This is a genomic window from Microcoleus sp. w1-18aA5, assembly GCF_036701705.1.
In the GTDB taxonomy this organism is placed as follows: Bacteria; Cyanobacteriota; Cyanobacteriia; order Cyanobacteriales; family Microcoleaceae; genus Microcoleus.
In genome coordinates this window covers 12,651-37,909 of record NZ_JAUPTE010000034.1, presented here as the reverse complement: position 1 = coordinate 37,909, position 25,259 = coordinate 12,651, and the positions used below count along the sequence as shown (strand labels likewise).

At 46.6% G+C, this 25,259-nt stretch carries 25 protein-coding genes; 16 read left to right on the top strand and 9 right to left on the bottom strand.

Features of this window, described 5'->3' with window-relative positions; all coding sequences use genetic code 11:
- Window positions 1-2 precede the first annotated feature (2 nt).
- Window positions 3-704, bottom strand: a complete 702-nt coding sequence (gene rpe, locus Q5691_RS14405; protein WP_190744589.1) for a ribulose-phosphate 3-epimerase — start codon at window positions 702-704, stop codon at window positions 3-5.
- Between the two features lie 245 nt (window positions 705-949).
- On the opposite strand from rpe, the gene Q5691_RS14400 reads away from it, so the two are divergent.
- The 4 genes from Q5691_RS14400 (at window position 950) to Q5691_RS14385 (ending at window position 3,929) form a co-directional block, all read left to right on the top strand.
- Window positions 950-1,324 carry a hypothetical protein gene (locus Q5691_RS14400; protein ID WP_333085806.1) on the top strand — a complete coding sequence of 125 codons (375 nt, stop codon included), beginning with the start codon at window positions 950-952 and terminating at the stop codon, window positions 1,322-1,324.
- Between the two features lie 104 nt (window positions 1,325-1,428).
- Window positions 1,429-2,844 (top strand): LCP family protein, encoded by a 1,416-nt coding sequence (locus tag Q5691_RS14395; RefSeq protein WP_333214504.1) that lies wholly within the window; start codon window positions 1,429-1,431, stop codon window positions 2,842-2,844.
- A gap of 219 nt (window positions 2,845-3,063) precedes the next feature.
- Window positions 3,064-3,492, top strand: a complete 429-nt coding sequence (locus Q5691_RS14390; protein ID WP_333214502.1) for a DUF202 domain-containing protein — start codon at window positions 3,064-3,066, stop codon at window positions 3,490-3,492.
- Window positions 3,493-3,755: 263 nt separating this feature from the next.
- Window positions 3,756-3,929 (top strand): hypothetical protein, encoded by a 174-nt coding sequence (locus Q5691_RS14385; RefSeq protein WP_333311405.1) that lies wholly within the window; start codon window positions 3,756-3,758, stop codon window positions 3,927-3,929.
- A gap of 56 nt (window positions 3,930-3,985) precedes the next feature.
- Here Q5691_RS14385 and lpdA read toward each other — a convergent pair whose 3' ends face one another.
- A complete protein-coding gene (gene lpdA, locus Q5691_RS14380) occupies window positions 3,986-5,422 on the bottom strand; it encodes a dihydrolipoyl dehydrogenase (protein ID WP_333214500.1) in 1,437 nt (478 codons plus the stop codon).
- A gap of 277 nt (window positions 5,423-5,699) precedes the next feature.
- Here lpdA and Q5691_RS14375 point away from each other — a divergent pair, with 277 nt between their 5' ends.
- Together Q5691_RS14375 and Q5691_RS14370 are read left to right on the top strand one after the other, a co-directional pair.
- Window positions 5,700-5,870 carry a hypothetical protein gene (locus tag Q5691_RS14375; RefSeq protein WP_333214498.1) on the top strand — a complete coding sequence of 57 codons (171 nt, stop codon included), beginning with the start codon at window positions 5,700-5,702 and terminating at the stop codon, window positions 5,868-5,870.
- The gene (locus tag Q5691_RS14370) at window positions 5,860-6,138 is read left to right on the top strand and encodes a hypothetical protein (RefSeq protein ID WP_333171805.1); all 279 of its coding nucleotides are present in this window, start codon (window positions 5,860-5,862) and stop codon (window positions 6,136-6,138) included. The genes Q5691_RS14375 and Q5691_RS14370 overlap by 11 nt, the downstream gene beginning before the upstream one ends.
- Window positions 6,139-6,523: 385 nt before the next feature.
- Here the strand turns inward: Q5691_RS14370 and Q5691_RS14365 are convergent, their stop codons facing one another.
- The 5 genes from Q5691_RS14365 to Q5691_RS14345 all read right to left on the bottom strand — a co-directional run bounded on the left by Q5691_RS14365 (window position 6,524) and on the right by Q5691_RS14345 (window position 13,573).
- Window positions 6,524-8,803, bottom strand: coding sequence for a lipopolysaccharide biosynthesis (locus tag Q5691_RS14365; protein WP_333214496.1), 2,280 nt, complete (start codon window positions 8,801-8,803; stop codon window positions 6,524-6,526).
- A 180-nt stretch (window positions 8,804-8,983) separates the two neighbouring features.
- A complete protein-coding gene (locus tag Q5691_RS14360; protein ID WP_333345342.1) occupies window positions 8,984-10,561 on the bottom strand; it encodes a polysaccharide biosynthesis/export family protein in 1,578 nt (525 codons plus the stop codon).
- Between the two features lie 128 nt (window positions 10,562-10,689).
- Window positions 10,690-11,409 carry a cyanoexosortase B system-associated protein gene (locus Q5691_RS14355; protein WP_333214492.1) on the bottom strand — a complete coding sequence of 240 codons (720 nt, stop codon included), beginning with the start codon at window positions 11,407-11,409 and terminating at the stop codon, window positions 10,690-10,692.
- Window positions 11,409-12,284, bottom strand: coding sequence for a cyanoexosortase B (gene crtB, locus Q5691_RS14350; protein WP_333214490.1), 876 nt, complete (start codon window positions 12,282-12,284; stop codon window positions 11,409-11,411). The genes Q5691_RS14355 and crtB overlap by 1 nt, the downstream gene beginning before the upstream one ends.
- Before the next feature lie 149 nt (window positions 12,285-12,433).
- Window positions 12,434-13,573 carry a DegT/DnrJ/EryC1/StrS family aminotransferase gene (locus tag Q5691_RS14345; protein WP_333214489.1) on the bottom strand — a complete coding sequence of 380 codons (1,140 nt, stop codon included), beginning with the start codon at window positions 13,571-13,573 and terminating at the stop codon, window positions 12,434-12,436.
- 188 nt (window positions 13,574-13,761) lie between these two features.
- Between Q5691_RS14345 and Q5691_RS14340 the strand changes: the two genes are divergently transcribed.
- The 7 genes from Q5691_RS14340 to Q5691_RS14310 all read left to right on the top strand — a co-directional run bounded on the left by Q5691_RS14340 (window position 13,762) and on the right by Q5691_RS14310 (window position 18,010).
- A complete protein-coding gene (locus Q5691_RS14340) occupies window positions 13,762-14,799 on the top strand; it encodes an NADP(H)-dependent aldo-keto reductase (protein WP_333345340.1) in 1,038 nt (345 codons plus the stop codon).
- A 106-nt stretch (window positions 14,800-14,905) separates the two neighbouring features.
- On the top strand, window positions 14,906-15,349 hold the full coding sequence (locus tag Q5691_RS14335; protein WP_333141548.1) for a hypothetical protein: 444 nt from the start codon (window positions 14,906-14,908) through the stop codon (window positions 15,347-15,349).
- Window positions 15,342-15,863, top strand: coding sequence for a hypothetical protein (locus Q5691_RS14330; RefSeq protein WP_333214484.1), 522 nt, complete (start codon window positions 15,342-15,344; stop codon window positions 15,861-15,863). The genes Q5691_RS14335 and Q5691_RS14330 overlap by 8 nt, the downstream gene beginning before the upstream one ends.
- A 34-nt stretch (window positions 15,864-15,897) precedes the next feature.
- Window positions 15,898-16,050, top strand: a complete 153-nt coding sequence (locus Q5691_RS14325; RefSeq protein WP_333345337.1) for a hypothetical protein — start codon at window positions 15,898-15,900, stop codon at window positions 16,048-16,050.
- A gap of 521 nt (window positions 16,051-16,571) precedes the next feature.
- Window positions 16,572-16,865 carry a hypothetical protein gene (locus Q5691_RS14320; RefSeq protein WP_333329862.1) on the top strand — a complete coding sequence of 98 codons (294 nt, stop codon included), beginning with the start codon at window positions 16,572-16,574 and terminating at the stop codon, window positions 16,863-16,865.
- Between the two features lie 103 nt (window positions 16,866-16,968).
- Window positions 16,969-17,649: a DUF433 domain-containing protein gene (locus Q5691_RS14315; protein WP_333214480.1), complete on the top strand. Its 681-nt coding sequence runs from the start codon at window positions 16,969-16,971 to the stop codon at window positions 17,647-17,649.
- Window positions 17,633-18,010 carry a type II toxin-antitoxin system PemK/MazF family toxin gene (locus Q5691_RS14310; protein ID WP_333214479.1) on the top strand — a complete coding sequence of 126 codons (378 nt, stop codon included), beginning with the start codon at window positions 17,633-17,635 and terminating at the stop codon, window positions 18,008-18,010. Before Q5691_RS14315 ends, Q5691_RS14310 begins: the two co-directional genes overlap by 17 nt.
- 72 nt (window positions 18,011-18,082) lie before the next feature.
- Here Q5691_RS14310 and uvrB read toward each other — a convergent pair whose 3' ends face one another.
- A complete protein-coding gene (gene uvrB, locus Q5691_RS14305; protein WP_333345334.1) occupies window positions 18,083-20,095 on the bottom strand; it encodes an excinuclease ABC subunit UvrB in 2,013 nt (670 codons plus the stop codon).
- A gap of 184 nt (window positions 20,096-20,279) precedes the next feature.
- On the opposite strand from uvrB, the gene Q5691_RS14300 reads away from it, so the two are divergent.
- Complete coding sequence (locus tag Q5691_RS14300; protein WP_333214475.1) at window positions 20,280-20,762, top strand: hypothetical protein; 483 nt, start codon at window positions 20,280-20,282, stop codon at window positions 20,760-20,762.
- A gap of 225 nt (window positions 20,763-20,987) precedes the next feature.
- On the opposite strand, the gene urtA is transcribed toward Q5691_RS14300, so the two are convergent.
- The gene (gene urtA, locus Q5691_RS14295; RefSeq protein WP_333214473.1) at window positions 20,988-23,912 is read right to left on the bottom strand and encodes an urea ABC transporter substrate-binding protein; all 2,925 of its coding nucleotides are present in this window, start codon (window positions 23,910-23,912) and stop codon (window positions 20,988-20,990) included.
- A 550-nt stretch (window positions 23,913-24,462) separates the two neighbouring features.
- Between urtA and Q5691_RS14290 the strand changes: the two genes are divergently transcribed.
- Both Q5691_RS14290 and Q5691_RS14285 read left to right on the top strand, forming a co-directional pair.
- Window positions 24,463-24,669: a hypothetical protein gene (locus Q5691_RS14290; RefSeq protein ID WP_333214471.1), complete on the top strand. Its 207-nt coding sequence runs from the start codon at window positions 24,463-24,465 to the stop codon at window positions 24,667-24,669.
- Between the two features lie 372 nt (window positions 24,670-25,041).
- Window positions 25,042-25,224 carry a CsbD family protein gene (locus tag Q5691_RS14285; RefSeq protein ID WP_333034601.1) on the top strand — a complete coding sequence of 61 codons (183 nt, stop codon included), beginning with the start codon at window positions 25,042-25,044 and terminating at the stop codon, window positions 25,222-25,224.
- The last annotated feature ends 35 nt before the right edge of the window (window positions 25,225-25,259 follow it).

Here is a 25,259-nt window from a genome sequence, read left to right as displayed (position 1 = left end):
GATTAAACCGCAGCCAACTCAGGAGTCGGGCGCTTGCTGTGGCGGATACCCTCGATCGCCCCTGCGTAATCATTGGCCTTAAACACAGCAGAACCAGCGACGATCGCATTTGCGCCGGCTTCCAGAACCTGCCAAGTATTGTTCCCCTTCAAACCGCCATCTACCTCAATCCAAGGATCGAGGCCCTTGTCGTCGCACATTTTACGCAACTGGCGAATTTTCGGCAAAACAGCCGGGATAAAACTTTGACCACCAAAGCCCGGATTGACGCTCATAATCAGCACCAAATCGCAAAGTTCCAGCACGTACTCGATCAACTCCAGCGGCGTCGAAGGATTCAGAACCACACCAGCCATTTTGCCCAATTCCCGAATTTGGCCGAGGGTGCGGTGCAAGTGAGGCGAAGCATTGTGTTCCGCGTGAACCGAAATAATGTCAGCACCCGCCTTAGCGAAGTCCTCGACGTACTTCTCCGGCTCCACAATCATCAAGTGGACATCGATTACCTTGGTAGTAACGGGGCGAATTGCCTCAACAATCAGCGGCCCGATAGTAATATTAGGAACAAAGCGACCGTCCATCACATCTACGTGAATCCAGTCAGCCCCAGCTCGATCGACAGCCTGAATCTCTTCTCCAAGACGGCTAAAATCGGCTGATAATATGGATGGAGCAATAACAATGGGTTTTTGGGATTGGGTCATGGCTAAGTCTGTTCTCCTGACTGCTGTGCTGTATCCAGTTTATCAAAATACGGGTCTCCGGGTCGAAAAGTTGCCCACGATCAGTCGCGAGATTGGGAGGGCAGAAAAATTTTGCCTCTGACAGACAAGTTGGGCGATCGCGCACCAGCCCAGCTCTCGGAATTTTGGTTTAGGATATAAATTTTCCCTCTAACAAATAACTTGTGTGCAACATCTGACCTTCTGCAAATTTTGAGTAGCGAATTATGAAAAAAACAGATCCCTTAGAAAATCCTGAACTCGATCGTGCCAGTCTGTTTGTATTAATGATCCCAGTCATCGGCTTTTTCCCCGCCCTGTGGACTCTTTACCGCCGTCAGGGTAGTCCCGAACGCAAAGCCATCAGCCGCTTGGCAATTGCCCTTGCTTTTAGTTGGCTCTTAGGACATATTCTTTTAGAAGCTGGAGCGATTTCTGCGGAATCTCCGACACTTCCCATGTTATTAATGAGTAGCCTGCTAACAACCAGCTATTTCATCGTTGCTCTGGGACTGATGGTTCGCCTCTGGAAGCGTCAACCACTATGGTTGCCCGGAATTAGTCGCTTAGCCGAGCAAGTAGTAGGCAAACATTTATCATAATTTAGGGTTCTTTTAAGCCCCTACCCTATTGATTGAGTGCGTCTTCAGCTTGATACTACATATTGCCATTATCTTTTTTATTTTTGTTGTGTGTGAGGAAGCCAGTGCCAGCTCAAAAAATTCCTAATCAAGACCCTATCCAACAATCCACTGCTCAACCTGCAACCAAAAAAGCTTCCCAGCCCCATCGAGGCCGCTGGCTGGGTTTTGGTTTTGGTTTGGCTGGAGTAGCCATGCTCTCAGCCACAGCCGGAGCATTGCTAGCCGTCTCCCTTTCTACAACGCCGCTTCAGCAACAAAAGTTGAGCCCTGAAGAAGCAGCAGTATTTTCTCAAGGCGACATGGCAAAGCTCAACATGAAGATGCCGGAGCTGACTCGCCCAGTTAATATTTTAGTTTTAGGACTTAAAGTTCTGACCTCTGACATCGAAGGAGGTGTCAACAAAAATGTCGGATACGAGGTTTGGGAAAACTCCTTTAAGGGCTTAACCGATACCATGCTTTTGGTTAGATTTGACCCTCAAAATAAAAAGTTAAGCGTGCTTTCCATTCCGCGAGACACCCGCACCTATGTTGAAGGCAGAGGTGTCGTGAAAATCAACGAAGCTAATTACTACGGTGGCCCGGCTTCGTCAGCGAAGTCAGTCAGCGGACTCCTTGGCGGTGTGGGAATTGACCGCTACGTCACAGTTAATATTCATGGCATAAAAAGTTTGGTCGATGCCCTGGGTGGCATTACTATTAATGTCCCTAAAGACATGAAGTATACCGATAACAGCCAGCATTTATATATAGATTTAAAGGCTGGTAAGCAAAAACTCAACGGCGAACAAATCGTGCAATATTTGCTTTATCGGCACGACGATTTGGGCGACATCGGGCGGGTGCAGCGCCAGCAATTGTTGATGCGGGCTTTTGTGGAACAGGAAGTAAATGTAGGTTTGCTGTCTCGACTACCGAAGATTTTGTCGGTGATTCAGTCTCACCTTGACACGAATTTGAGTATAGAAGAATTGGTAGCTTTGGCTGGTTTTGCTACTCAAACCGATCGCGCAGGCGTCCAGATGTTGATGGTTCCCGGCAAATTTAGCGATTCTAAGGACTACAAGGCAAGTTTTTGGTTGCCAGACCAATATGCCATCGAAACTATGGTGGCGGAACATTTTGACTTCGGCCAAAATACTTGGACAATTGAGAATGCTGATTCGACTTTTCTGAACGTGGCGATTCAAGATAGTACCGGAGATCCATCGGCTGTTGAAGATTTTGTCAATAATTTGACTCAAGCCGGTTATCGGAATGTTCAGGTTTATAAAGCTTGGCCGGAACCCCTGGAAGTAACTACTCTAGTAGCTCAACAGGGCGATATTAAAGGTGCTCAAGCGATTCGCCAGTTTTTGGGTTTTGGAGATGTGTTGGTTGAGAGTACCGGTTCTTTGCAGTCCGACGTGACAATTAGATTGGGTAAGGATTGGTTGGAGAAAAAGGCTCATTCCGGCAGTGCAGCTAAGTCTTTTTAAACTGGGCTTTAACCGCAGTATTTGTAGGGACACAGCAATGCTGTGTCCTCTTATTTTCTGTTGGTATGAGAGGGAAGCGATCGCTTTTTGTCGATTTACTGTACTATATTTTTTGGTGATGATGAATCACGATCTCCATAGCGATACTTCCCTCCGCAATCTCAACTGAAACAATAATCAACGAGGGAAAGCTTAAAATATTTTATAAAGGTAGGGTTGATGAACAAGGGTGCTAAAATAGACCGGCAGCGGGAACATCAGGCAAATGAACGCACCTTTCTGGCATGGTTACGAACTTCACTCGCTTTAATTGGTTTTGGGTTTGCAATCAGTCGGTTCAGTTTATTTCTCCGTCAATTTCAAGCTACAGTGACTCAGCAAGAAGTTTCCTCCCCTCCCTTCTTCAACTCAGAAACTTTAGGGCTGAGTCTGGTCGTTTTTGGAATTGCGGTCATTGCCTTGGCAGCATGGCGTTATAATCGAGTTTTCTGGCAAATTGAGCGAGGTGATTATCGCCCAAATCGTGTGCTAGTTTGGATTCTGACTGGAGTTGTAATGATTTTAGGAACGTTAAGCATTCCGTTATTGCTATGGCGAGATCGCGGAAATATAGCTCCCACTTCAACTCCTAAAAACTCTCAATTCTAAGTTAACCCGATCGCTTAGCTAAAGTGAAAATAACCCCAACCATATCCTTAAGCTTTTGTGAATCTAGATTGTCTATGGTGTTCGAGAGATGGGGAGAGAATTTGAAGATTTTTGATCGGGTCATCGAAATATACAATTTAAATACTGTACAACTTACAAGCGGAAGCAAGTGAAATGAAGTAATTAGCTGTCTGTTTATTATTGACGAACAGCGATTTATACATTACAACGAGCCTTTATTGAGGAATATTCACCAAGAGGGAATGTCATTTCTCAATAAGCCTTTGACGGGCGGGCAGGATGCCCACTCCACAAAAAAACTTACTCTTTGTGGAACAGGCATCTTGCCGGTTCTGGAGAATACTAAAAGATTGCAATTGCGAACACTTTCATCTCCTTTAACTTACTCTACCACCGCCCTCAAACAGAATACTTAAATCCCCGACTTCTTCAAGAAGCCGGGGATCTAAAACAAGAAAACAGCCCCTACAGATTAATGACTACCCGCTCCAGCCGCCCGTTTAAACGCCTCATCCAACACTTCCGAAAGGGTCGGGTGCGTGTGCACTCGGAATGCCAAAGTGTTAACAGAATCGCGCTGGGCGATCGCATTTGCCGCCTCCTGAATTAAATCCGAAGCGTGCAAACCGAAAATGTGAACTCCCAACAACTCCCCAGTATCTTTCCGGTAAATCACCTTAGCCATACCGTCAGTTTCACCCTCCGCAATAGCCTTAGAATTTCCCTTAAAATAACTCTTGACAGAACCGACCTCAAACCCTTCAGCTTTTCCTAACTCTTTGGCCGCAGGTTCAGTCATCCCCACATAGCTAATTTCCGGGTGAGTAAACGCCGCCGCCGGGATACTCAAATAGTCAACTTCGCGCGCACGACCGCAAATATTTTCCACCGCAGCAATTCCCTGAGCAGACGCAGAATGCGCTAACATCATCTTGCCATTAACATCGCCGATCGCCCACAAATTTTGCACCGGTTCTCCCGCCGCCAAAACCTGCATCTTATCGTTAACTGGGATATAACCGCGCATCGTTTCCACGCCAACAGTTTCTAACCCCAAATTCTTGCTCACCGGCACCCGACCAGTTGCTACCAAACAAGCGTCAACTTCCAAAACTTCGACAACTTCCTTAGTTTTGAAATCAGCTAATTCAATAATTACCGGCGAACCAGGAATAATCTTCTTGGCCAAAACACCTACTTTTGTTTCAATATCGCGGGGTGCAATTAACACTCGTTCTGCTAATTTAGCAATATCCGGGTCAAAAGTCGGCATCAATTGGTCTAGAGCTTCAATCATCGTAATTTCGCAGCCCAGGGCTGTGTAAATATCCGAAAACTCCAAACCGATATAACCGCTGCCAATAATTGCGATCCACTTCGGCAGCGATTCCAGCCTGACTGCATCATCGCTGGTAAATACAGTTTTGCCGTCAATTTCTATCCCGGGGGGGACGAAGGGAACCGAACCGGGAGCGAGAATAATATCCTTGGCAGTAATAGTTTTCTCGCCTTTATCGGTTTCGACGGTAATTTTTTGAGCACTGGCAATTTTGCCCCAACCTTGGATGACATCCACGTTCAAACGTTTGAGGCTGTTGGTCAAGTCGCCGCGAAGTTTGCTAACAATAGTATTAGCGTGATTGGCGATCGCCCCGCGATCGAAATCCACACTGCCCAATTGAATACCCAAAGTCTTTAGGTGGTGGGCATTCCGCAAATCTCGCACTCGCCCGGAAGCCGCCAACAGCGCCTTCGAGGGAATGCAGCCGCGGTTGACGCAAGTCCCCCCCATGTCCCCCGCTTCGATAATTGCCACTTTCAGCCCGCAGCTAACCGCGTGTATGGCCGCGCCGTGTCCGCCCACGCCAGCGCCGATAATTGCTAAATCGTAATCAAATCCCTGAGTCACCTTAAAATCTCCTAATGCCTTTGAAATCTTAGGACTCAAGCAAAAAACACCGTCTCTCCGTCCTTTCGAGGTGGCGCGTTGCCATCGCAACCCTTGAACAGCGGTAATAGTTGCATAAGTCCTGTCTCCTTATTCTCGACTAGACTAGGGTTAATTAGACAACGAAAGAGCCGTAACTGAGATTTTTTCAGGGTCAATGATTTTGAGCTGGGTCTGCACCAAGTCTCAAATCACTCAGTAGGCGGGTGTAGAGTTAAATATAGTTTGAAGGCTGACAATGCCCGCTACAGGTTTTATAGGGCAGCAAGTTCAGCAGCAAGCATTCCACCGTCCGGTTAAATTGTGTCCGCTTGCTTGTTTTAGTCGGGTTTTCATGTCTGCACGCCTTGGGGGCGGGCAGAGTTTGTTGGCAACTTTTAGAGTCTATGGAGTGGCTTATGACGGATGACGACGACCAGAAAGATTTACGCCGGGCCTCAGCTCAATCATTTTTTGAGTCCCTGGATGAATTGTTCGATTCTATAGAATCGAACAGCACTCAAGCTGCACAACCGAAATCTCCACCGCCTCCGGCTAAGTCTTCGAGTCAGTCTTCGAGTTTGCCGAAGAAGACTAGACCTGCGAAAATTAATTTGTCGGATTTTGAAGATGCGATCGCCGATTTGGAACAGTTTATCCAGAGCAAACACCAGAAACGCCCTGAATCCAATCAATAGTGCGATGACACATTTTCAAGTAATGACGGTTGACGGTTGACGGTTGACGGTTGACAAGTGACCAATTTTACACCTAATTTCCAGCTCCCAGATTCATCTGTGGAGTCAATTTTTCAACCTAAAATCTAAAATATAAAATTGACTGGCTGTTGAATGTTGAACTCGCCCAAAAACGGAGACTTGCTTTAAGACAGGAGTCGTGGAAAACGAAAAATTTTAGACCAAAATTCTTCCTCCCAGATTCATCTGTGGGGTCGGTTCTAAAATATAAAATCTAAAATAGACTGGCTGTTAACGCTGATTTCGACTTAAGCTGCTGATGTCGCTGCCTACAATATATTCATATTTAGTTGAGGATTGCTTTTACAGAATCAAGCCAGATAAATCATCTCAATTTACTATTAATAGCCTTGTTTTTAGGCTTTGAGTGCTGCGGTAATTGCCTCGATCGCACTTCGATCGCCCGATCGCCGATCGCACTCACAGGCAACTCCCATTCATCAATATCAATATCATTGCGGAACTTCACCGGAATATCAGCACCGTTAATAATCGCTCCCAACAGCCGCGGCCCGGATTTATGCGAATCCTCATCCTCAGATTCCAGCAACTGATCTGCAGCCTCAGACAACATACTAGACAAAGTGTAACCAGGCCGCGCCACCAAAATCATACCGTCCGTGTACGGTTCCAGCGTCAGGGCATCGTTGCACTCGCTCAACGCCGGAGAATCTACAACCACAAAATCAAAGCGGTTGCGAACATCCTCAAACAATCTCCGCATTTCGCTGGATTCTAGTACGGCGGAGGCTTGCCGCAAAAAGCCGGGACTCGGCACAACGTATAGATTCTCTACCTCTGGAACCAAAAGGACGCACTCGCTAATATTGCCGTAATAGTGCAAAGGTTCCACAGTCGCCAAAGGATCAGCAGCAATTTTCAAAGATTCAACGTTAGAAGGCGATCGCAAATCTGCTTCAATTAGTAAAGTCCGTTTACCCGATCGAGCCGATGCAATTGCCAAATTGTAAGCACTAAAACTTTTCCCCTCCAAAGGCGCTGCCGAAGTCAGCAACACCACCTTTACCGGTTTGTTCCCGATCCGGCGCAAATTAGTACGCAACCGCTCGTAAAATTCCAAATAGGGAGAATTTACCTCCAGGGCCAGAGGCATTTCATCGCCGTAGGAATCAAACACCGTCACTTCAGGCAAAACTGCCAGTATCGGCACCTCTTTTTCCACCAAAGCCGCCCGCACTTCTTCCCAACTGTAAAACTTGCCGTTGAGCATCCCCAACAGAAATATCAACCCCCCGCCCAGCAGCAATCCCACAAATCCGCCCACCGCCAGCATCACGGGCAAACCTCTCTTGTTGGACTCAACGTCATCAGTTTGCGGCCATTGGGCGATTCTCAAACTCCCCGTTGTCTCAGCTACCGCCGCCTCAGCATCTACCAAAGCCGACAACATCTTGTCGTAGAGAGCTTTTTTGAACGCCACTTGCTGGGCTAACCGCGCTTGTTCTAACTGCTTGTTGGGGATTGTCGCGTGTTCCCGACGCAATTCTTTTTCAGTTTTCTCGATTCCTTGGAGTTGCTGTTGCACCGTATCCCGCTGCGTTTGCAAAGCAATCAAAGTTTGAGCTAACTGCTGTCTGGCCGGATCTAAAGAAGAGTCTACCCGAATTCGATCGGCACTTCTGAGCGGAGCCGCCACTCCGTTACCGCCGAGTACCTCAGACTGGCGCTGCTGCAACTGCTGCTCAAAAGCAAGTTTTTGTTTAAGCAATTCTACAATTTTCGGGTGTTCCTCCTGCAAGTCGCTGCGGAGAATTTTGAGCTGAGATTCGATCGAAAACAATTGCACTCGCAGTTGGGCAATAATTGGATCGGCTGAGAGTGCTTGAGCGACGTAAGCTTGCTCCACATTCAATCCCAAGCGATCCTGCAAACTGTTAATTTGAGCTTCAATTCCTCCCAACTGCACGCGGAGTTGCCGCTGCTGCTGTTGGATGCTGGTAATCGCTTGCGGCAAAGCACCGCTCTGAGCTGCTAAAATTGAAGTTCCTTCTCGTTTTTCGTAGGCTTCAAGTTTTGCTTCCGTCTCTCTAAGTTCCTGAGTTACTTTCGGCAAACGCTGGTTGATTTGGGTGATCGTTTCTCGCAGTCTAGAAGTATTAATATTTTTGCTGTGTTCCACCATTTCGTTCATCAGCGTCTTTACTACCGCTTCTGCTTGTTTACGCTCGGCATTTTTGTACAATATTTGAATCAAAGCGCTGGGGTCATTATTCTTACTGGGCATCTTTATTTGCACATCTTTTCCCAGCTTGTCAGCCAAAGCTTGTACTTTTTCCGCTTCTTCTTTGTTTAATTTTCCTTCGGGTTTGATGAGTTTTTTTGCTGCTGGTTCAACCACCCTTGTATCCAGCAGCATATCTTTAGTTATTTCTTGTCCTTCCTGTTGAATTTTAGTAGTAGTGGATGAAAAAATCACGCTCGGTCTGTCGTAGGCCAGCGTACCTATTGCAACGTAAACTGGCGCAGGCTTTGGCTGCATAGCCACTACTCCCGACACGCCCACAGTCACCGCGAGAGTAGCCAGTCCCACCCACTTGTATTGGTCAAAAGCAATTAAATAACGTTTAACAACGGATAAAGTCATGATGATTTTAGATTTTAGATTTTAGATTTTAGATTTCTAATTGTTAACGATAACTAATGATTCCTGACTAATTCTACAAATCCCCCAAAAACCTTAGAACTTTCGGTCTGCGAGCTAAACCCATATCGCCTAAGTCATTCCCCATCTTAAATCTAAAATCTAAAATCTAAAATGGTATGACTACCTATCATTACGTGACGGGCCGAACAAATCTGTTACTCCATTTCTCAACTGCTCAAAGAACAGAATAAATCCCAAAGTATCCCGGAATGGTCGAGTAAAAGTGTTGAGTACATAACCAATGCGCTCTACCAGATTCCTACCAATCACAATCACATCATTATCTTCGAGCATCGGGTTCTGAGAAACATTGCCCTCCAAAGCAGCTTTAGCATCTATCGAACGGTTGATTGCTCTACCTTGCTTTTCGTCGAACCGAATCAGGGCTGTTTTCCGCAAGTCAGCAAGATTAACAGGCAAGTTGTTGAGAGCATCCAAAAACCTGCTGCCATTTTCTATGTAGAACGAGGTCAAACCACCACTAGCGTAACTCAAAACTCGAACGTAGATCCTGGGCTTAATCAAAGTAGACCGCGAAACTAGAGCTTTGTCGTAGTCTAGGTTTTTGGTACTAGCGTCCAATTCCGGGATGACAATCACATCTCCCGATGCCAAAGGAAAATCGAACAAATCGTTACCGTTTGCTAGGGGAGTGTAGAGGTCGATTGGTTCCTCGACCGAGGAGCCGTTCATCAGCGTCCGCCGCACTCGCACCTCCCGCAAATCGGCTTTTCCCGTGACTCCCCCCGCAATCACCAAAGCAGCCGAAATTCGACCCGAACCCGCCGGAAGCGTGTAAAAACCAGGTTTGCTGACTTCTCCGGTGACAGTGATTTGGACGGGGACAGCAGCAGCAGCGAGGCTGTACCTGGATGCTAAATCTTGATCGGATTTGCGATCGGGCCTAACCTGTTTATACGGTACGACGATCGCATCTCCATCTTCCAAACGCAAATCCGGTGGAGCAATACCAGTTTGCAACGGTGTCAAAATATCAACAACTTGCTCCGCGACAGCACCTCCCGGCAGAGTCCGCCGCACCCGCACCGCCCGCAGTTCCGCCGTAGGATTAGTCCCAGCAGCAGCCGCCAAAGCAGCAGGAAGCTGGGGGGTTTGCAACGGATAAAAACCCGGTCTGGCAACTTCCCCCGTCACGGTCACCACTACGGGGCGCTGAACCAGCAAAGCAGCCGAGACTTGAGGATTTTTGATAAATTGGCCAAAGCGCTCCCGGAGGCGCTGCTGTGATTCTTCGACAGTAAGACCACGCACATTTACTGTTCCGATTAGCGGTAGTACAATTACGCCTTCAGGGCTGATTGGACCCGTAAAACCTAGCTCTGGGAAGCGCTGAACTTGAACAGAAATCTGGTCTCCCGGCCCGAGGCGGTAGGGCCGATTCCGAAAAGCTGGGTTAATATCCCGGTTGAAATTGGCAGGGGGCGGTGGCGGTAAACGCAATGGCGGTGGCGCCACGAGGCGCTCGGAACCAGGAGCAACAGATTGAGCTAAAGCCGTTTCCGAAAAATTTTTGCTATTAAAACCCCAGAATACAGCAGCAAAAGATAGAGTCCAAGCAGTTGAATGCAGGCCTGCTAAGTAAAAAGCGAGGCGATTTTTAATAGGGGATTTTTGCCACATTTTCAGAGGATTTAAAAAAGTAATATTTTGAATAATGGTCTGACTTGTAAGTTTCATCTAAATATAGCGACGAGAAAAAACAATAAGATATTTTCGGGCGGGTTGAACCCAGATATTTACTAAGAAGCAGTTGATTGTGGCAAAATCCGCCCACCCCCTAGGCCGATTTATTTGCACATACCTGCTTACTGAAACCGAAAAGTTTCTGTAATTAATTTAGCCTGGACACTTTCGGCAAGAGATTCCAACAATGGTTGAGCTATCTTAATCTCCCCCTGCGGTTGAATGGGAAGGATGATACTGACAGCAACCCAAGAGGCGCGGCGGTTCGAGAGTCTAGCAATACTGTCTTCCCAAAACCAGCGGCTGGTTGTTGGAGAACCCCCGTTAGGCCAAGCGTACCACTGCACGACAGCAAAAGTTTGTTGGCGAGTCCAGCTTCGGAAAAACCTCGCCTCGACATTAGGCGTTGGCTGGCCGGGTATTGGTGCTAATTTAACTGTAAACCTCAAAGTGCGATGAGAATCGGTTTGCCATCGGTGAAATCCATCGATATCTAGCCATTCTACTTGGGGCTGGTTTTTGGGGTAATTTTGAGGCAACAGCAATAAAATGGCAATTGTTTTATCTTTTTTAATTTCTTGAACTAACCATCTGTGAGCGCCAATTTGGACGTTATTCTGAACGGCTATAACTTGCCACCCAGGAATTTTTATCCCGTTTTGGTGCACACTTCTTAATTGCTTGAGGTTGGCAAGGGTTGGTGGGTTTGTCCAAGGCCATCTTCCCGTCGCGTAGCCGGGAATTGCTACTGCCCCAACTAATACCAGCAAAAACACCAGCACCATAATTTTAGATAATTGATATCGCCGCAGTAGTTTCTGTGCTGAAATCATCTGTTTCATTAATTGCCAGACTGACTAGGGAAATACTTTTCCATCCCGTTGAGGAGAAGTACCAATAACCCTAGTATACAAGCAGAATACAAATCTCCGCCCCATCCGGCGTGTAGCCAAGTAAAAAGCGCCTCTCTGTTGGTTCCGTGAAAGTAAGTTAGCAAAGTATTGCGAAAAATGTTGGAAGTAATGCTAATAATGGATGTAATCACTAAAAACAAAAGACTTTTTTTGCGAGAGTCCCAAACTCCCGTCCAATCCAGTAGAATTAAGCTGACGTAAAGACTGGTAAACAGCATTTTTAAGCCTGCACAGTGTGGAGCAACTTCTACAATGCGCTCGTTTACGTACAGATAAATTTCTTCCACTCTCACGTTGATACCAACCTTAATTAATATCCAGCCTGATGCTTCAGCAATAAATTGCTGTAAGGGTAAGGCGTAGGGTTCTAGGAGGTAAGGAATGTGGTTCGGCGATGCCAGAAATACGAACAAAAGTGGCATCGCCTGCAATTGTAAGCCGGGAATTCCTTTTAAAGATAAGCAAATGCTGGCTAGCATTACGGGGAGGGATAAATTTACTAAATCGCTCAAGCGACTCAGATAAAAAAGCGTGGCTAGTACCAGCAAAAAGCCTCCCAAAGGATGCGGTGAGTGGGGCAAGCTGCGCCAGGACTTTCGGTTCATCCAAGCAACATAAGCTGCGTAGGGCAAACCAATTAGTCCGTGGCTGAAATATTCGTGTTCGAGGCTGATGCTTTTGTTGAGCCAGCCGTCGTACCAGTGTACTAGCAGGGGGGCGTACAGCAGCACTAGGAGCACAGTGATACCTTCCGCCAGGAGGTATCGCTTGAAAACAATGCGAATTTTGCGCTGGATGTGCATGGTTTGAGAAGTTTTAAGATTGCCGCGCTGGATTCGCAACGCTTTCGGGTTTTCAACTGTGAGTTAAAGATTTGTTAATTTCCCACCCAAACGCTTTGAGAACTGCACCCTACTGCTTGAAACAACTCCAGCATAAGTTTTATGAACAATTAGCAATTCAATGATAGTACGATCGCCCGAACAACTTGCTCGATCTGAGTATTGCTCAATCCGGGATACATTGGCAATGATAAAATTTGTTCGCACAGGGTTTCTGCGTGGGGAAAGTCGCCCCGATTGCCTAAGTTTTGGTAGGCGGGTTGCAGGTGACAAGGTACGGGATAGTGTATACCTGTTTGAATGCCGTGTTGGCCGAGTTTTTCCTGAAGGGTGTTGCGGTTGATCGAGCTTTCCTCAGTAATTTGGATAACATATAGGTGATAAATGTGACCGCTGCTGCTGTGGTTGGCGATCGGTACAATGCCTTTGTGTTTCAATGGTTGTAGTAGAGTATTGTAGTGTTGGGCGGCGGCGGTGCGAGCGCGATTCCATTTTTCTAAGTAAGGCAATTTAACATTTAGCACGGCGGCTTGCAAATTGTCGAGGCGGCTGTTGCTACCGATTTCGGTGTGCAAATATTTGCTGGGTGCTCCGTAATTGCGGAGAGTTCGCATTTTTTCTGCGAGCTCTGCATCGTTAGTAATGAACATCCCGCCGTCGCCAAAAGAACCGAGGTTTTTGCTGGGATAAAAGCTGAATGCTGCTGCTGTACCAATGGAACCCGCGCGGTATCCTTCTCTTTCGGCTAAGTGCGCTTGGGCGGCATCTTCAAATATGATTAAATCGTGGCGGTTCGCAAAATCTAAAAGCTGCCGAGGCGATACCATTTGACCGTAGAGGTGTACGGGGATAATTGCTTTAGTTTTCGAGGTAACTGCTGTTTCGGCGGCTGTGAGGTCAATCAGGGCGGTTTCCGGGTCGCAATCTACAAGAATAGGTATAGCTTTGGCTTGGAGGACGGCGATGACGGTGGCGATAAAAGTGTTCGCGGGTATGATAATTTCGTCGCCCGGATTAATGCCGCAAGCTTGGAGTCCCAGAGCGATCGCATCTGTTCCACAAGCCACTCCTACGCCGTATTTTACTCCAGAAGCTGCTGCAAATGCTGTTTCAAATTCCGCGAGTGCTTGGCCTAAAATAAAATCTCCTTGCTCGATAATTTTTCCAATGGTTTCTGTTATTTGAGATTGGATTGGTTGGTGTTGCAGGGAGAGGTTGACAAACGGAACTTTTGGCGGGCGACTACTCATACATCAGAGGAATACTAATTATTTATATTAACATTTAAGTGCGGATATCTTTTAATTTTTTTTAACCGCAGAGGGCGCAGAGGAAAAGAGGAAGAGAGGAGAAAGCCGATCGCACTTTTCTGGAGCTTTCAATTAAATCAAACTTTTTCTGTAATATAGAATCAGATAATTTTCCAGCAATCAAACTCATGGAATACAAAAAACTAGGCGACAGTGACTTATCAGTATCTGAAATCTGTTTGGGTACGATGACTTATGGCCAGCAGAACACCGTTGCAGAAGCGGCCCAACAGCTCGATTTTGCGATCGATAGAGGAATCAACTTTATCGATACGGCAGAAATGTATCCTGTCCCTGGAAAGGCGGAAACTCAGGGCAAAACAGAGAAATATATCGGCGAATGGTTGGCGAAACAGCAGCGGGATAAAGTCATTATAGCGACTAAAGTGGCGGGCAGAAGCACTCGATTAAAGTGGATTCGGGAAGGGGAAAATCAGATCGATCGCCCAAATGTCGAAAAAGCCCTGAATGACAGCCTGAAGCGCTTGCAAACTGACTACATCGACCTCTATCAGATCCACTGGCCAGACCGCTACGTACCCTTATTTGGTGCGCCGGATTACGACATCGCCCAAGAGCACGAAACTGTACCGATTCTCGAACAGTTAGAGGTATTTGCTGACTTGATTAAAGCTGGGAAAATCCGCTATTTGGGTTTGAGTAACGAGACGCCTTGGGGAGTTTGCGAGTTTTGCACGTTGGCTGAAAAACACGGTTTGCCGAAAGTTGTTTCGATTCAGAATGCTTTCAGTTTGAGCAATCGGACATTTCACATAAATTTAGCCGAAACTTGCCGTTTTAAGAATGTGGGATTGCTGGCTTACAGTCCTTTGGGATTTGGGCTGTTAACCGGGAAATACTTGAATGGAATTCCCGAAAATTCTAGGTTGGCTTTATTTGCGGGATTTGGTCAGCGTTACGATAAAACTAATCTGAATGATGCGGTGAAAGCGTATGTTGAGATTGCGGGTAAAAATGGGATAAGTCCGGCGCAGATGGCTTTGGCGTATGTGCGATCGCGCTGGTTTGTAACTAGCACTATTATCGGTGCAACCAGCCTCGGACAGTTGGAGGAAAATGTCGGTAGTTTGGAGGTGAATTTGGATCGGGAGATTATAGCGGAAATCGATGCGGTGCACGCTAAGTATCCGAATCCGACACCGTAAGTTTATTAGTAGGTTGGGTTGAGCTAACAAAACCCTACGTTTCACTTCGCCCAACTTACCTCTTTTCTAAGATCATGTATGTTGTCCAAATCAATAAAATAGAGAAGTGGCAGAAATTGTCGAACAGTTTATAATAGATTCAAGCAGAGAAGTTGGGAGCGGTTGTGAATGGACAGGTAGCGGAACCGAACCGCAGTGGAACAATTCTAAATCAATGAAAGCCTACGATCATATTGCTCGCCATCATGGGCCTAAACTGAAAGCCAACAGATTGATCGGAAGAGCAGCAAGCACTAACGATGACCAAGGACAATGGCTAAATGCGGAGGATTGGATCGTAGCCGAGCAATTAGTACCCAAATATCGAGGAGAATACATTATTGATTTTCATCGTCCTATAGGTAGAGTTTATCATCCCGATCTAAGGATAACTCAAAACGTCACTCGCGCTTTTATTCAAAGGGATTTTGATGGAACTCTCAATAGTGGTTATCCTATAGCTGAGGGTGTCAGTCTGCGGCAATTAAATAGGAGTAGCAGCCATGAATAGCAGTCATAAATTTAATTTTCAACTAGCAGAACGTTTCTTAGAAGACTGGGCAGATCCTCCAGAAGATCCATTAGGGGAGCTTTCTGATTTTGAAATGGGATGGCGATGTTTCTGCTTTGAACACAACCATAAAGTTTTTATAGAAATAGGTGACGCTCAAAAAGAGGTATTTTTAGATCCCGATATTTGTATGATGATTGAAAGTAACTTTCCCAAAGAAATTGCTAAGCTATCACAAGGTCAAAAAATAGTAATAACTTTTTCTGAGAGTTGGTTTATTATTACGTTGCTACCTACGGACGATCGCATTAGCTGTACTTTGAGAAAGTTTGGAACTTCTGGCTGGGAAAAGGTTTTTGAATGCGATCGCACTCACGTATTAGATGTGCTGAGAGGTTTTCTTCAGGAAGTGATGCAGCTAGCTGTAGATAAGAGTTACATCACGCTGGAAGAGAAGGAGGAATTTATTCGTCCGGCTTTTGCTAGCAGTACCGATGCTGTGGTATTGAGGTAGGGGGTTTGGGTGGTGTTAAGGGCGATCGGTCTTTTTGTTGTCAATTAATATTTTAACCTTGTTTAACATCCATTCCCAGCGCTGGGAAGAGGCGATCGCACCAATGGATATTTTAACTGCAGATGATGTACGGGCGAGACGCCCGTATCACAAATCATGTACGGGCGAGACGCCCGTACCACAATGAAAGAGGATGTTTTGGGCGATTGTTCTTGACGCAGAGGAAATGGGAGAGAGGAGCGAGCCAGCCCGTACTATCCTGAAGTGAGTAATCTATTTTCCTCGTTTCGCAAAGCCCAAATCATGGTCAACAAGACTTTTAAAGTAAACGTTCTATTAAGTTTCCCTGATAGGGATTTACCCTCCTAAAAAACATGGAGTTTAAATAGGAGGGCTTGGAATAGCAAACTTGACTTGTAGCAAGCATATTTCAATCCCTAATAGGGAGCGCTGTTTGCCCAGAGTAGGGCAACCAGTTTGCTGTTCCTATTAACAGGATAGCCCACGATCAAAAAAATGTCAAGTCATGCTAGCTACAAGTCTAAACACTGATCTATAATTATTGATGAGGATACCCAGTCACTAAAAACGGAAAAGGCCCGCCTGAAGTACAAATTCAGACAGTGCCCTCGCTTTCGCTAGGTAGCTCAGTTGGTCTGAAGTTAAGAGGTCAAACCAACACAAGTAAACCCAACTACTTTGAAATATATGTTCCACAACTGTAACCCACAAGACGGACTATTGTTTGCCAACCTTCGGCGGGCTAGGATCGCTCTCTCTGCTTTGGCGAAGTCGTACCACGCTTTGGCGGAGTCGCACCGGGCTTTGGCGGAGTCGCACCGCAGTCTGCTTGAGGAAAAAGAAGCACAGGATGAAACGATTGAAGAACAGCGACAGGAAATAGATGACTTGAAGCGCGAACTTGATTGTCAGCCAAATTACTGCGAAAACGATGGTTCATCCAACTGCATAATGTCACGATCGCGAAGATGTTACGGATAGACTAGGAATCTCATAGAAACCTCGATCGCCCTTCCCATCCAAAAAATAGGACAATGGTAAAGGGCGATCGGACTTCACCCTAAAATCTTTCTCAACTAAACCCATGAGTACAATTCGCTTAAGACTAGCCGAATACTTGAAATGTCGAGGTTTCACCCCCGAAAACTTAGTCGAAGCTGTGGGCGAAACACTCAATCCTGAAACCGTATACCAACTGATCGAAAAAGCCGAAAACCTAAGCCATCTAGACTTATCCGTCTTAGCCGCCATTATAGATGGCTTGAGCAAACTCAATGGTTTTCCCGTTGGCATCGCAGAAGTGCTAATATTTTTTCCTGACATTTCCGACGAAGCATTGGCAAAATCGCCTTGGCGTCAACTTTACCTCGTCGATAATGAAATTCCCCCCTATGATTGGGGAGATGTAGACCCCCTCGAAGGCACAAAGCCTGTGCGTTTTATTCCGGGAGTTGGAATAGTAATTCTGGACAATGAAAGTGCCACGAATAGTAAAGAAGATATCCAGCAATTTACTAGAATTACCTGCGATTCACAATTCATGGCGGGAAAACCTTGCATTCGCAACTTACCCATAACTGTTGAAACTATCATCTCAATGATGGCGTCTCACTATTCGACAGCAGAAATACGCCAAACCTATCCAGAACTTGAAGAAGCAGACTTTAAAGAAGTTATCGCCTATGCTAAATGGCGAATTCAAGAAACAAATCCGATCGACATTGGCAATAAAAAGGTAGAGAAAATTTGTGAGTCAGCTACCTAATTTTTTGCAGGTGAGGGCTGTAGTGCTAGTTAACTTCCCGGCTCAAATTCCGCCCGGCCGCGAACAGGAAAACACTCGACCTGCCGTAATTGTAGCTTTGCCAAATGTCACAGGGATAACGCGGTTTTCGTTGGTAATAGTCGTTCCCTTGACGACACAACAAGGAGATTGGGCGACACGAAACTCAACGCTATATCCGCAGCTTCAGGCTGGAATGGGAAACATACGCTATGACTCTACAGTGTTGCTGGATCAAATACGCGCTGTGGACATAAAGCGTGTTTTGGGCTACCGAGGAGACTTAACCGCAGAAGAGTATCAGCCGATCGCAAATGGACTAAAAGCCATGTTTGGCTTTTAAATTAGCCCTTCATCAGCGTTTATCTGCGTGCATCTGCGGTTAAAAATCCCCCTCAATTCCCTGACAACAAAGTTAATGTCCCAATAGCTTATCCCGCAAATGCTTAATCCGATCGCGCAATTTACCCGCCTCTTCAAACTCCAACTTCTTAGCCGCCGCCTTCATCTGCGCTTCCAACCGCCCGATTAACTGAGGAATCTCATCCAAAGATAACTCGTTTACCTGTTCGTAAACCTCCTCCAACTGCTGAGAATTCAGCTTGCGCGACACGTCCAAAAATGCCAAAATTGCATTACTCGATCGCTTTTTCGCGATCGGCTGCGGCGTAATCCCGTGCATCTTATTGTACGCTAGCTGAATCCCCCGGCGTCGATCCGTTTCGTCGATCGCCTTAACCATACTATCCGTCAAATTATCCGCGTACAAAATAGCCTGTCCCTGAACGTGCCGCGCCGCCCTTCCAATCGTTTGAATCAACGAACGTCCCGATCGCAAAAACCCCTCTTTATCCGCATCCAAAATTACCACCAGCGAAACTTCCGGCAAATCCAAACCTTCCCGCAGCAAGTTAACACCAATCAATACATCAAACTTACCATCCTGCAAATCTTGGATAATTTCGATGCGTTGAATTGACTGAATTTCCGAGTGCAAATACCGGACTTTAATCGCCCTCTCCTGCAAATATTCGGTTAAATCTTCCGCCATCCGCTTCGTTAAAGTCGTCACCAAAACTCGCTCGTCCCGAGTTACTCTCTCCTTGATTTCCCCCAACAAATCATCAATTTGCCCTTCCGTCGGGCGCACAAAAATTGTCGGATCTATGACTCCAGTAGGGCGAATTACCTGCTCTGCAACTCTGCCTTCAGATATCTCCATTTCCCAATCCCCAGGCGTAGCAGAAACAAAGATGCACTGATTCTCTTTTGCCCAGAATTCTTCTGCTTTTAAAGGGCGGTTATCGGCCGCGCTGGGCAAGCGGAAACCGTGTTCTATCAATACTTTTTTCCGAGCTTGGTCGCCGTTGTACATCCCCCGAATTTGCGGCACTGTGACGTGAGATTCATCTATCACCAACATCCAATCTTTCGGGAAATAATCAATCAAACATTCTGGCGGTTCCCCCGCATTTCTTCCGGCTAAATGCCGCGAATAATTCTCGACTCCGTTGCAGTATCCTACCTCGCGCAGCATTTCCAAATCGTAGCGCGTGCGCTGTTCTATTCGCTGAGCTTCTAATAGTTTACCCTCTTTTTCAAATTCTGCCAGTCGGTCTTCTAATTCAAGTTCTATCCCTTGACAAGCTGCCTCTAATTTATCTTCCGCCGTGACAAAGTGACGCGCTGGATAAATATTTAAAGCGGTTGTACTTTGGATAATTTTACCAGTTACGGGGTCAACGTAGCGAATGGCATCAATTTCGTCGCCGAAGAATTCAACGCGAATAATTCTATCTTCGTAAGCCGGGCCAATTTCCAAAACATCGCCTTTGACGCGAAATTTGCCTCTGCCTAAATCTATGTCGTTGCGGCTGTATTGGACGTTAACTAAATCGCGCAAAACTTGCCGCTGGTTGACTTCCATTCCTACTTGCAAAGGAATAGCCGCTTTCAGGTATTCTGCAGGCATTCCCAAACCGTAGATGCAGCTAATTGAAGCAACTACAATCACGTCGCGGCGTTCAAAGAGCGATCGCGTGGCGGAGTGCCGCAACATATCGATCTCGTCGTTAATTGCTGCCGTTTTCTCAATGAAAGTATCGGTGACGGCGATGTATGCTTCAGGTTGGTAGTAGTCGTAATAACTGACAAAGTATTCGACTGCATTGTTCGGGAAAAAATTTCGCAGTTCGTTGCACAGTTGAGCTGCCAGGGTTTTGTTGTGTGCTAGAACTAAGGTGGGTCTGCCGACTTTTTCAATCACCGAGGCAATGGAGAAGGTTTTGCCCGTACCTGTGGCACCGAGTAAGGTTTGAAATCGATCGCCAGCTTCGATGCCTTTGACGAGTTGGGCGATCGCTAGCGGTTGGTCGCCTGTGGGCTGGAAGGGCGCTTGCAATTGAAAAGATGCTGCCGCAGTTACCATAGGAAAATGTAGCTATTACCCATAAATCTTAACAAAAATGCAGAGATTCTGCAATTTCGTTAAAAAAATAGTTAGACTTTGTAATATTATTTTAATCATCGGCCGAAATAGCAAGCAGAAAGCCAAGAAAAGCAGTTGTCCGCACCCAGCAATCAACGTCCAAAAATAAGCGAGGAAAAGAATTATGGATACGAGCAGTACAGGTACAAGCAAAAGCAAAGCGATCGCCCGTCGCGGTAAAGGCAGTTCCAAAAGCCAACCGACACCACCCACGGATGCCAAAGCAACAGGAATCCAACTTTATCGGCCGCAACTCATGCATGACAACCGCCCTGTCGGCCCAGACGATTTTACCATCAGCGAGACCGTCTCGATGTCGGGGAACCGCCCGATCGGCATTAGCACCCTGCACCTCAGCGAAACCTACGGCATTGTAGGCAATCGCCCGGTAGAATCCAGCGACTTTGAAGTGGTTGCTACAATCGGCAATCGCCCGATCGGCTCCAGCGCCATGCAAGTCAGTGAAATGTTCAGTATGTCCGGTGCTCGCCCTATTGCAATCAGCACTCTTCACATTGATGAAGTTTACTCCACAATGGGAGGAAACCGCCCCATTGCCTCCAACGAAATTGACGATAGCTCGACCTTAATGGGATTTTTAGATTAATTAGTCAGTTGTTAGTTGTTAAGCTGTTGTGGCATTTAAATTGTTTGTCAAAAAACAATCAAACAATGAGTGGGGTGTCCCGCCCGCACCGAATATACAATTTAAATGCGCGACAGCTTAGTTGTTAGTTGTTGGTTGTTAGTTGTTATCTGCTATCAATAACTAATAACTAATAACCACAGCCAACAGTCAACAGTCAACAGTCAACAGTCAACAGCCCACAAACTACTTCTCGATACCCTGATATTTACTCAATAAAGCAGCAAAGCGCTTGTAATCCACAGGCTTCCTCACATACTCCGCGGCTCCCAATTCCAACCCCTGATTTTGGTCGTCCAAAAAAGTTATCATAATCACTGGAATATCAACCAAATCTTGATCTGCTTTCAACGCCGACAGCACCGCCCAGCCGTCCATACTCGGCATCATCACGTCCAGAATAATCGCGTCGGGCAGCAACTCCTTAGCCAACAGAAGCCCCCCTTCACCGCTAGCCGACGATCGCACCCGAAATCCCTGTTTCGATAAGCAGCGGGTCATCAAATCTCGCGCGTCTGGATCGTCGTCAATCACCAGCACAGTAGCAGCATCGGGCAGATCCAGCGGTTGCGATCGCAGTTCTTTTTGCTTCGCTTCAGTCGCCGCTGCACTCGTGTCTAACTCCTGGGAAGACTCAGCCTGAATTTCTGGGATTTCTCGATCTTCCCGCGCTTCTTTCGGGTTTTTAACCGCAATCGGCAACCGGATCGTAAAACTAGAACCGCAGCCAAACTCGCTCTCAACGGTAATATCTCCGCCCATCATCTGGCAAAATCTCCGGCTAATTGTCAGCCCCAAACCGGTGCCGCCGTATTTGCGCGTAGTAGAATCGTCCGCTTGAGCGAAAGCTCCGAATAGCCTCGACACCTGATCCTCAGTCATGCCGATGCCGGTATCGGTTACTTGAAACACGATCAAAGGCTGTTGACAACGAGAAGGATCTGCCCAGAGTTCTGCGGAATTGTCGATCGGCAAAACCTCCCCTTCTTCTTTCCAAACATTAATCGTAATTTTGCCTTGATCTGTAAACTTAGCAGCATTGCTCGCCAAATTTAACAGCGCTTGTCCCAGCTTCCCCGAATCAGCGTATATCGTGCCAATATTGCGATCGCAATTGACGATCAAAGTATTGCCATTTTTCCCTAGCGTCGGTTGAACAGTAGTGACAACCTGCTCGATCAAATCCAACACCTCAAAAGTCTCCAAGAAAAGAGTCATCTTTCCTGCTTCAATTTTAGAAATATCCAGGATGTCACTAATAATGTTGAGCAACTGCTTGCCTGCCATATTAATGCTTGCCAAATCCATGACAAACTCTTCTTCGCCGAGTTCCAGAGCTTCTTCTTGCAGCAGCTCGCTGTAGCCGATAATCGCATTCAAAGGCGTCCGCAACTCGTGAGTCATATTTGCCAAAAAAGTGCTTTTCGCCCGGTTGGCAGCTTCCGCAGCATTCTTAGCGACTTCCAATTCCTCCGATCGTTCCTCTAGCTGCCGCTGCCGCACTTCCAAACCGTTGAGCAAACTGCTAATTTGCTGAGCCATTGTATTGAGAGTAGAAGATAGCACCCCGATCGCGTCATTAGAAACCACAGGCGATCGAGCCGTAAAATCACCGCTGGCCATCAGTTCCGCAGTTTCCCGCAGCAAGCCGAGATTCCGAATAATTGCCGACACCGAGACAAAAGCCACTATCCCCGCGATCAAACTCAAAACTGAAGCCCCCAGCAGCCAGTGCTGAGTGCGGCTCGCCACTGCCAGAGTTTGCTGCACCAGCACCGCCATTGCTGCCTCAGAAACCCCCGCCGGAGTTGAGGCAGCTTTTATTGTCAGCAAATAGTTCTTCATCTCCACAGAACCCATCCACCCGACTCCCACCGCCATCCAAGTTATCAGTACCAAGATGACAAACAGCCCGCTCAAAGACGCCCGAGTTCCCAGAGAAATCGGCCTCGGAGCAAGTGCCGCCGCCCAAGGATAGGTTTTGAGAAAAGGATCTGGCGGAACCGGTGCGCCCGAATTCCAAATCTCCTCAATTTGACCGTCCGACCGCACCTTACCAATCCGCACTGTTTTCCAGATATGCTGCGTTTGGGCATCTATTTTTACCTTGCCCGATGGCGCTGCAAACTCAATATTTTTAGCAGCAGCCCTGACTTTAACCACATCTGTCGAACCAGCTTTTTCTACTGCTTGCTTCCACAGGTAAACGCCCAAATAAGCTGCTGCGATCGGGTCATCCGTGACTCGATTTTCCCCGTATCGGGCTTTATAAGCCTTGACAAATTTCCGATTTTCCGGTGTGTCCACCGTTTGAAAATAGTTCCAAACCACCCAATGTCCAGCAATATTGGACGGCCCGATCGCCCGCACTTCCTCTTCTGCTACGCTAACCGACATCACCGGCAAATCATCGGGGTTCACGCCAGCTTCCCGCAACTTTTGGAAAAAAGCCACATTGCTATCGCCGTTGAGAGTGTTGAGAATAGCATCTGGTTTCACTGCTAAGATATGTGCGATCGCCTCGCCCACTTCCCTCGATCCCAGCGGCAGATACACTTCCCCCGCCAACTCTCCCCCCAGTGCCGCCAGTTGAGCTTTCACAATCCGATTTGCTGTGCGGGGAAAGAGATAGTCCGAACCCAACAGGAAAATTTTCCGCTTTCCCTGTCTCAGCAAGTAATTCACCCCAGGCACAATCTGTTGGTTCGGGGCAGCACCAGTGTAGAAAATATTCGGACACTGTTCTAGCCCTTCATACTGCACCGGATAGAACAGCAACCCGTTGCCGTGCTCGAAAGCAGGCAGTACAGCTTTGCGGCACGCCGAAGTCCAACAGCCAAATACCACCGCCACCTGCGCTTCTAAGAGCAATTGCTTAGCTTTTTGAGCAAAAGTCTGCAAATCGCTGGCTCCATCTTCTATAACCGCTTCCAAGGGGCGTCCGAGCACCCCTCCGGCCGCATTAATTTCCTCAACCGCCAACAGCGTCGCATCTTTAACAGAAATTTCGCTGATGGACATCGTGCCCGTCAGCGAATGCAACACACCTATTTTGATCGGCTCACGAGTCGGGCCGGCTGCTTCGAGGGGGTTACTGCTCCTTGCTCCCATAGGGTTTTAGATAATTTTTACTAATAACAGAAATTTTAGTTCGATCCTGCTGGAAGTTAGCCTTGACGCTAACTCTTGTTTAGCAGACTATTTAACCCGATCGCCACCAAACTTGGGAATTGCTGCACCCTACAGATTTTAACTTTCCAACTCTCAGCATAGACTTAAGTCTGCACTAAACTGCCTCCCATTTCTCTCTTCATCTTTTACCGATGTCCAAAGAGCCTCATAGCACAACATTCCACACTTAATGCCATCGCTCGCGCCGCAGAAAAATTCTCCCCCCTCCTCCCCTTTTCCCAACTCATTCACTGCCCGCGCCTTGCGACCCACCAAGCAATCTCACGCACTATTCCCCTTCCCCTATCTCCTTTGGGGCTAATGGAAGTTTCCGTAATTTATCTTAACTATAGAACTCAAAATTATTCACCAGCCCCTATCTCCCTTGAGGTAGATGGAAGTCTTCGTGATTTCCGTTATCTTAAGTATAAGGTTAACTTCTAAGTACCCTTGTTAAAAATAAATTTTGCAAACAATAGGGGAAAAACTAATGAATAGTCAAGAAAACGCCACCCACACGGCCAGCGAAAATCAAGTCACTGTACCAAAATCTAGGGAAATATTGCTCGGCGAGGAAACAGAAAAAGCCCTCGGTCAGCAAAAAAAAGAAGATGCTCAAACTATGCGCGCTGTGGAACAGTTGAAAGAAGAACTTCAGCACAAAATAGATGAAGAATGTCATCAAAAGGTAGATTAAAACTAATACGGATTTTTTTCGGTGTGGGTAAGATGCAATCTTGCCCACACTCGCTTTGGGAAGGCAGAATTAAATAAAAATTGATACTTTTAAATTATTTGGGGTATGAAAAAAAACTCCGGGAAGCGGGGTTGACCATCCACCCGCTTTTTTACACAAATACTTCGTTGCAGCCACCAGAAACGGTGAAAAAAAACCTATAAGTATGAAAGTGGCAGGCTGTCCAAGACATAAAAATAACTTTTCCATCTTCCATCTTCATTTTTTATTCATTCTTTCTTCCTAGAGGTAGATTGCAACGCAGCTCCTAGTTACCTATGATGAGTTTATTAAGTAGAAAATGTCTGATTAAATACAGATAGGGAGAAAACCATGAGCACTGAAGATAGAGCAAAGGCAACTGGCAACAACATCGCAGGCAAAGCTCAAGAAGCCCTAGGCAATGTTACTGGCGACCCGAAAGATAAAGCAGAAGGCAAAGCCAAGCAGGCCAAAGCTGAAGCTGGTCACGCGATCGAAGATGTAAAAGATGAGCTCAAAAAGAAACTAGACTAAGCCTAATAATATAGGCATTGAGAGGGTCGAGCAAC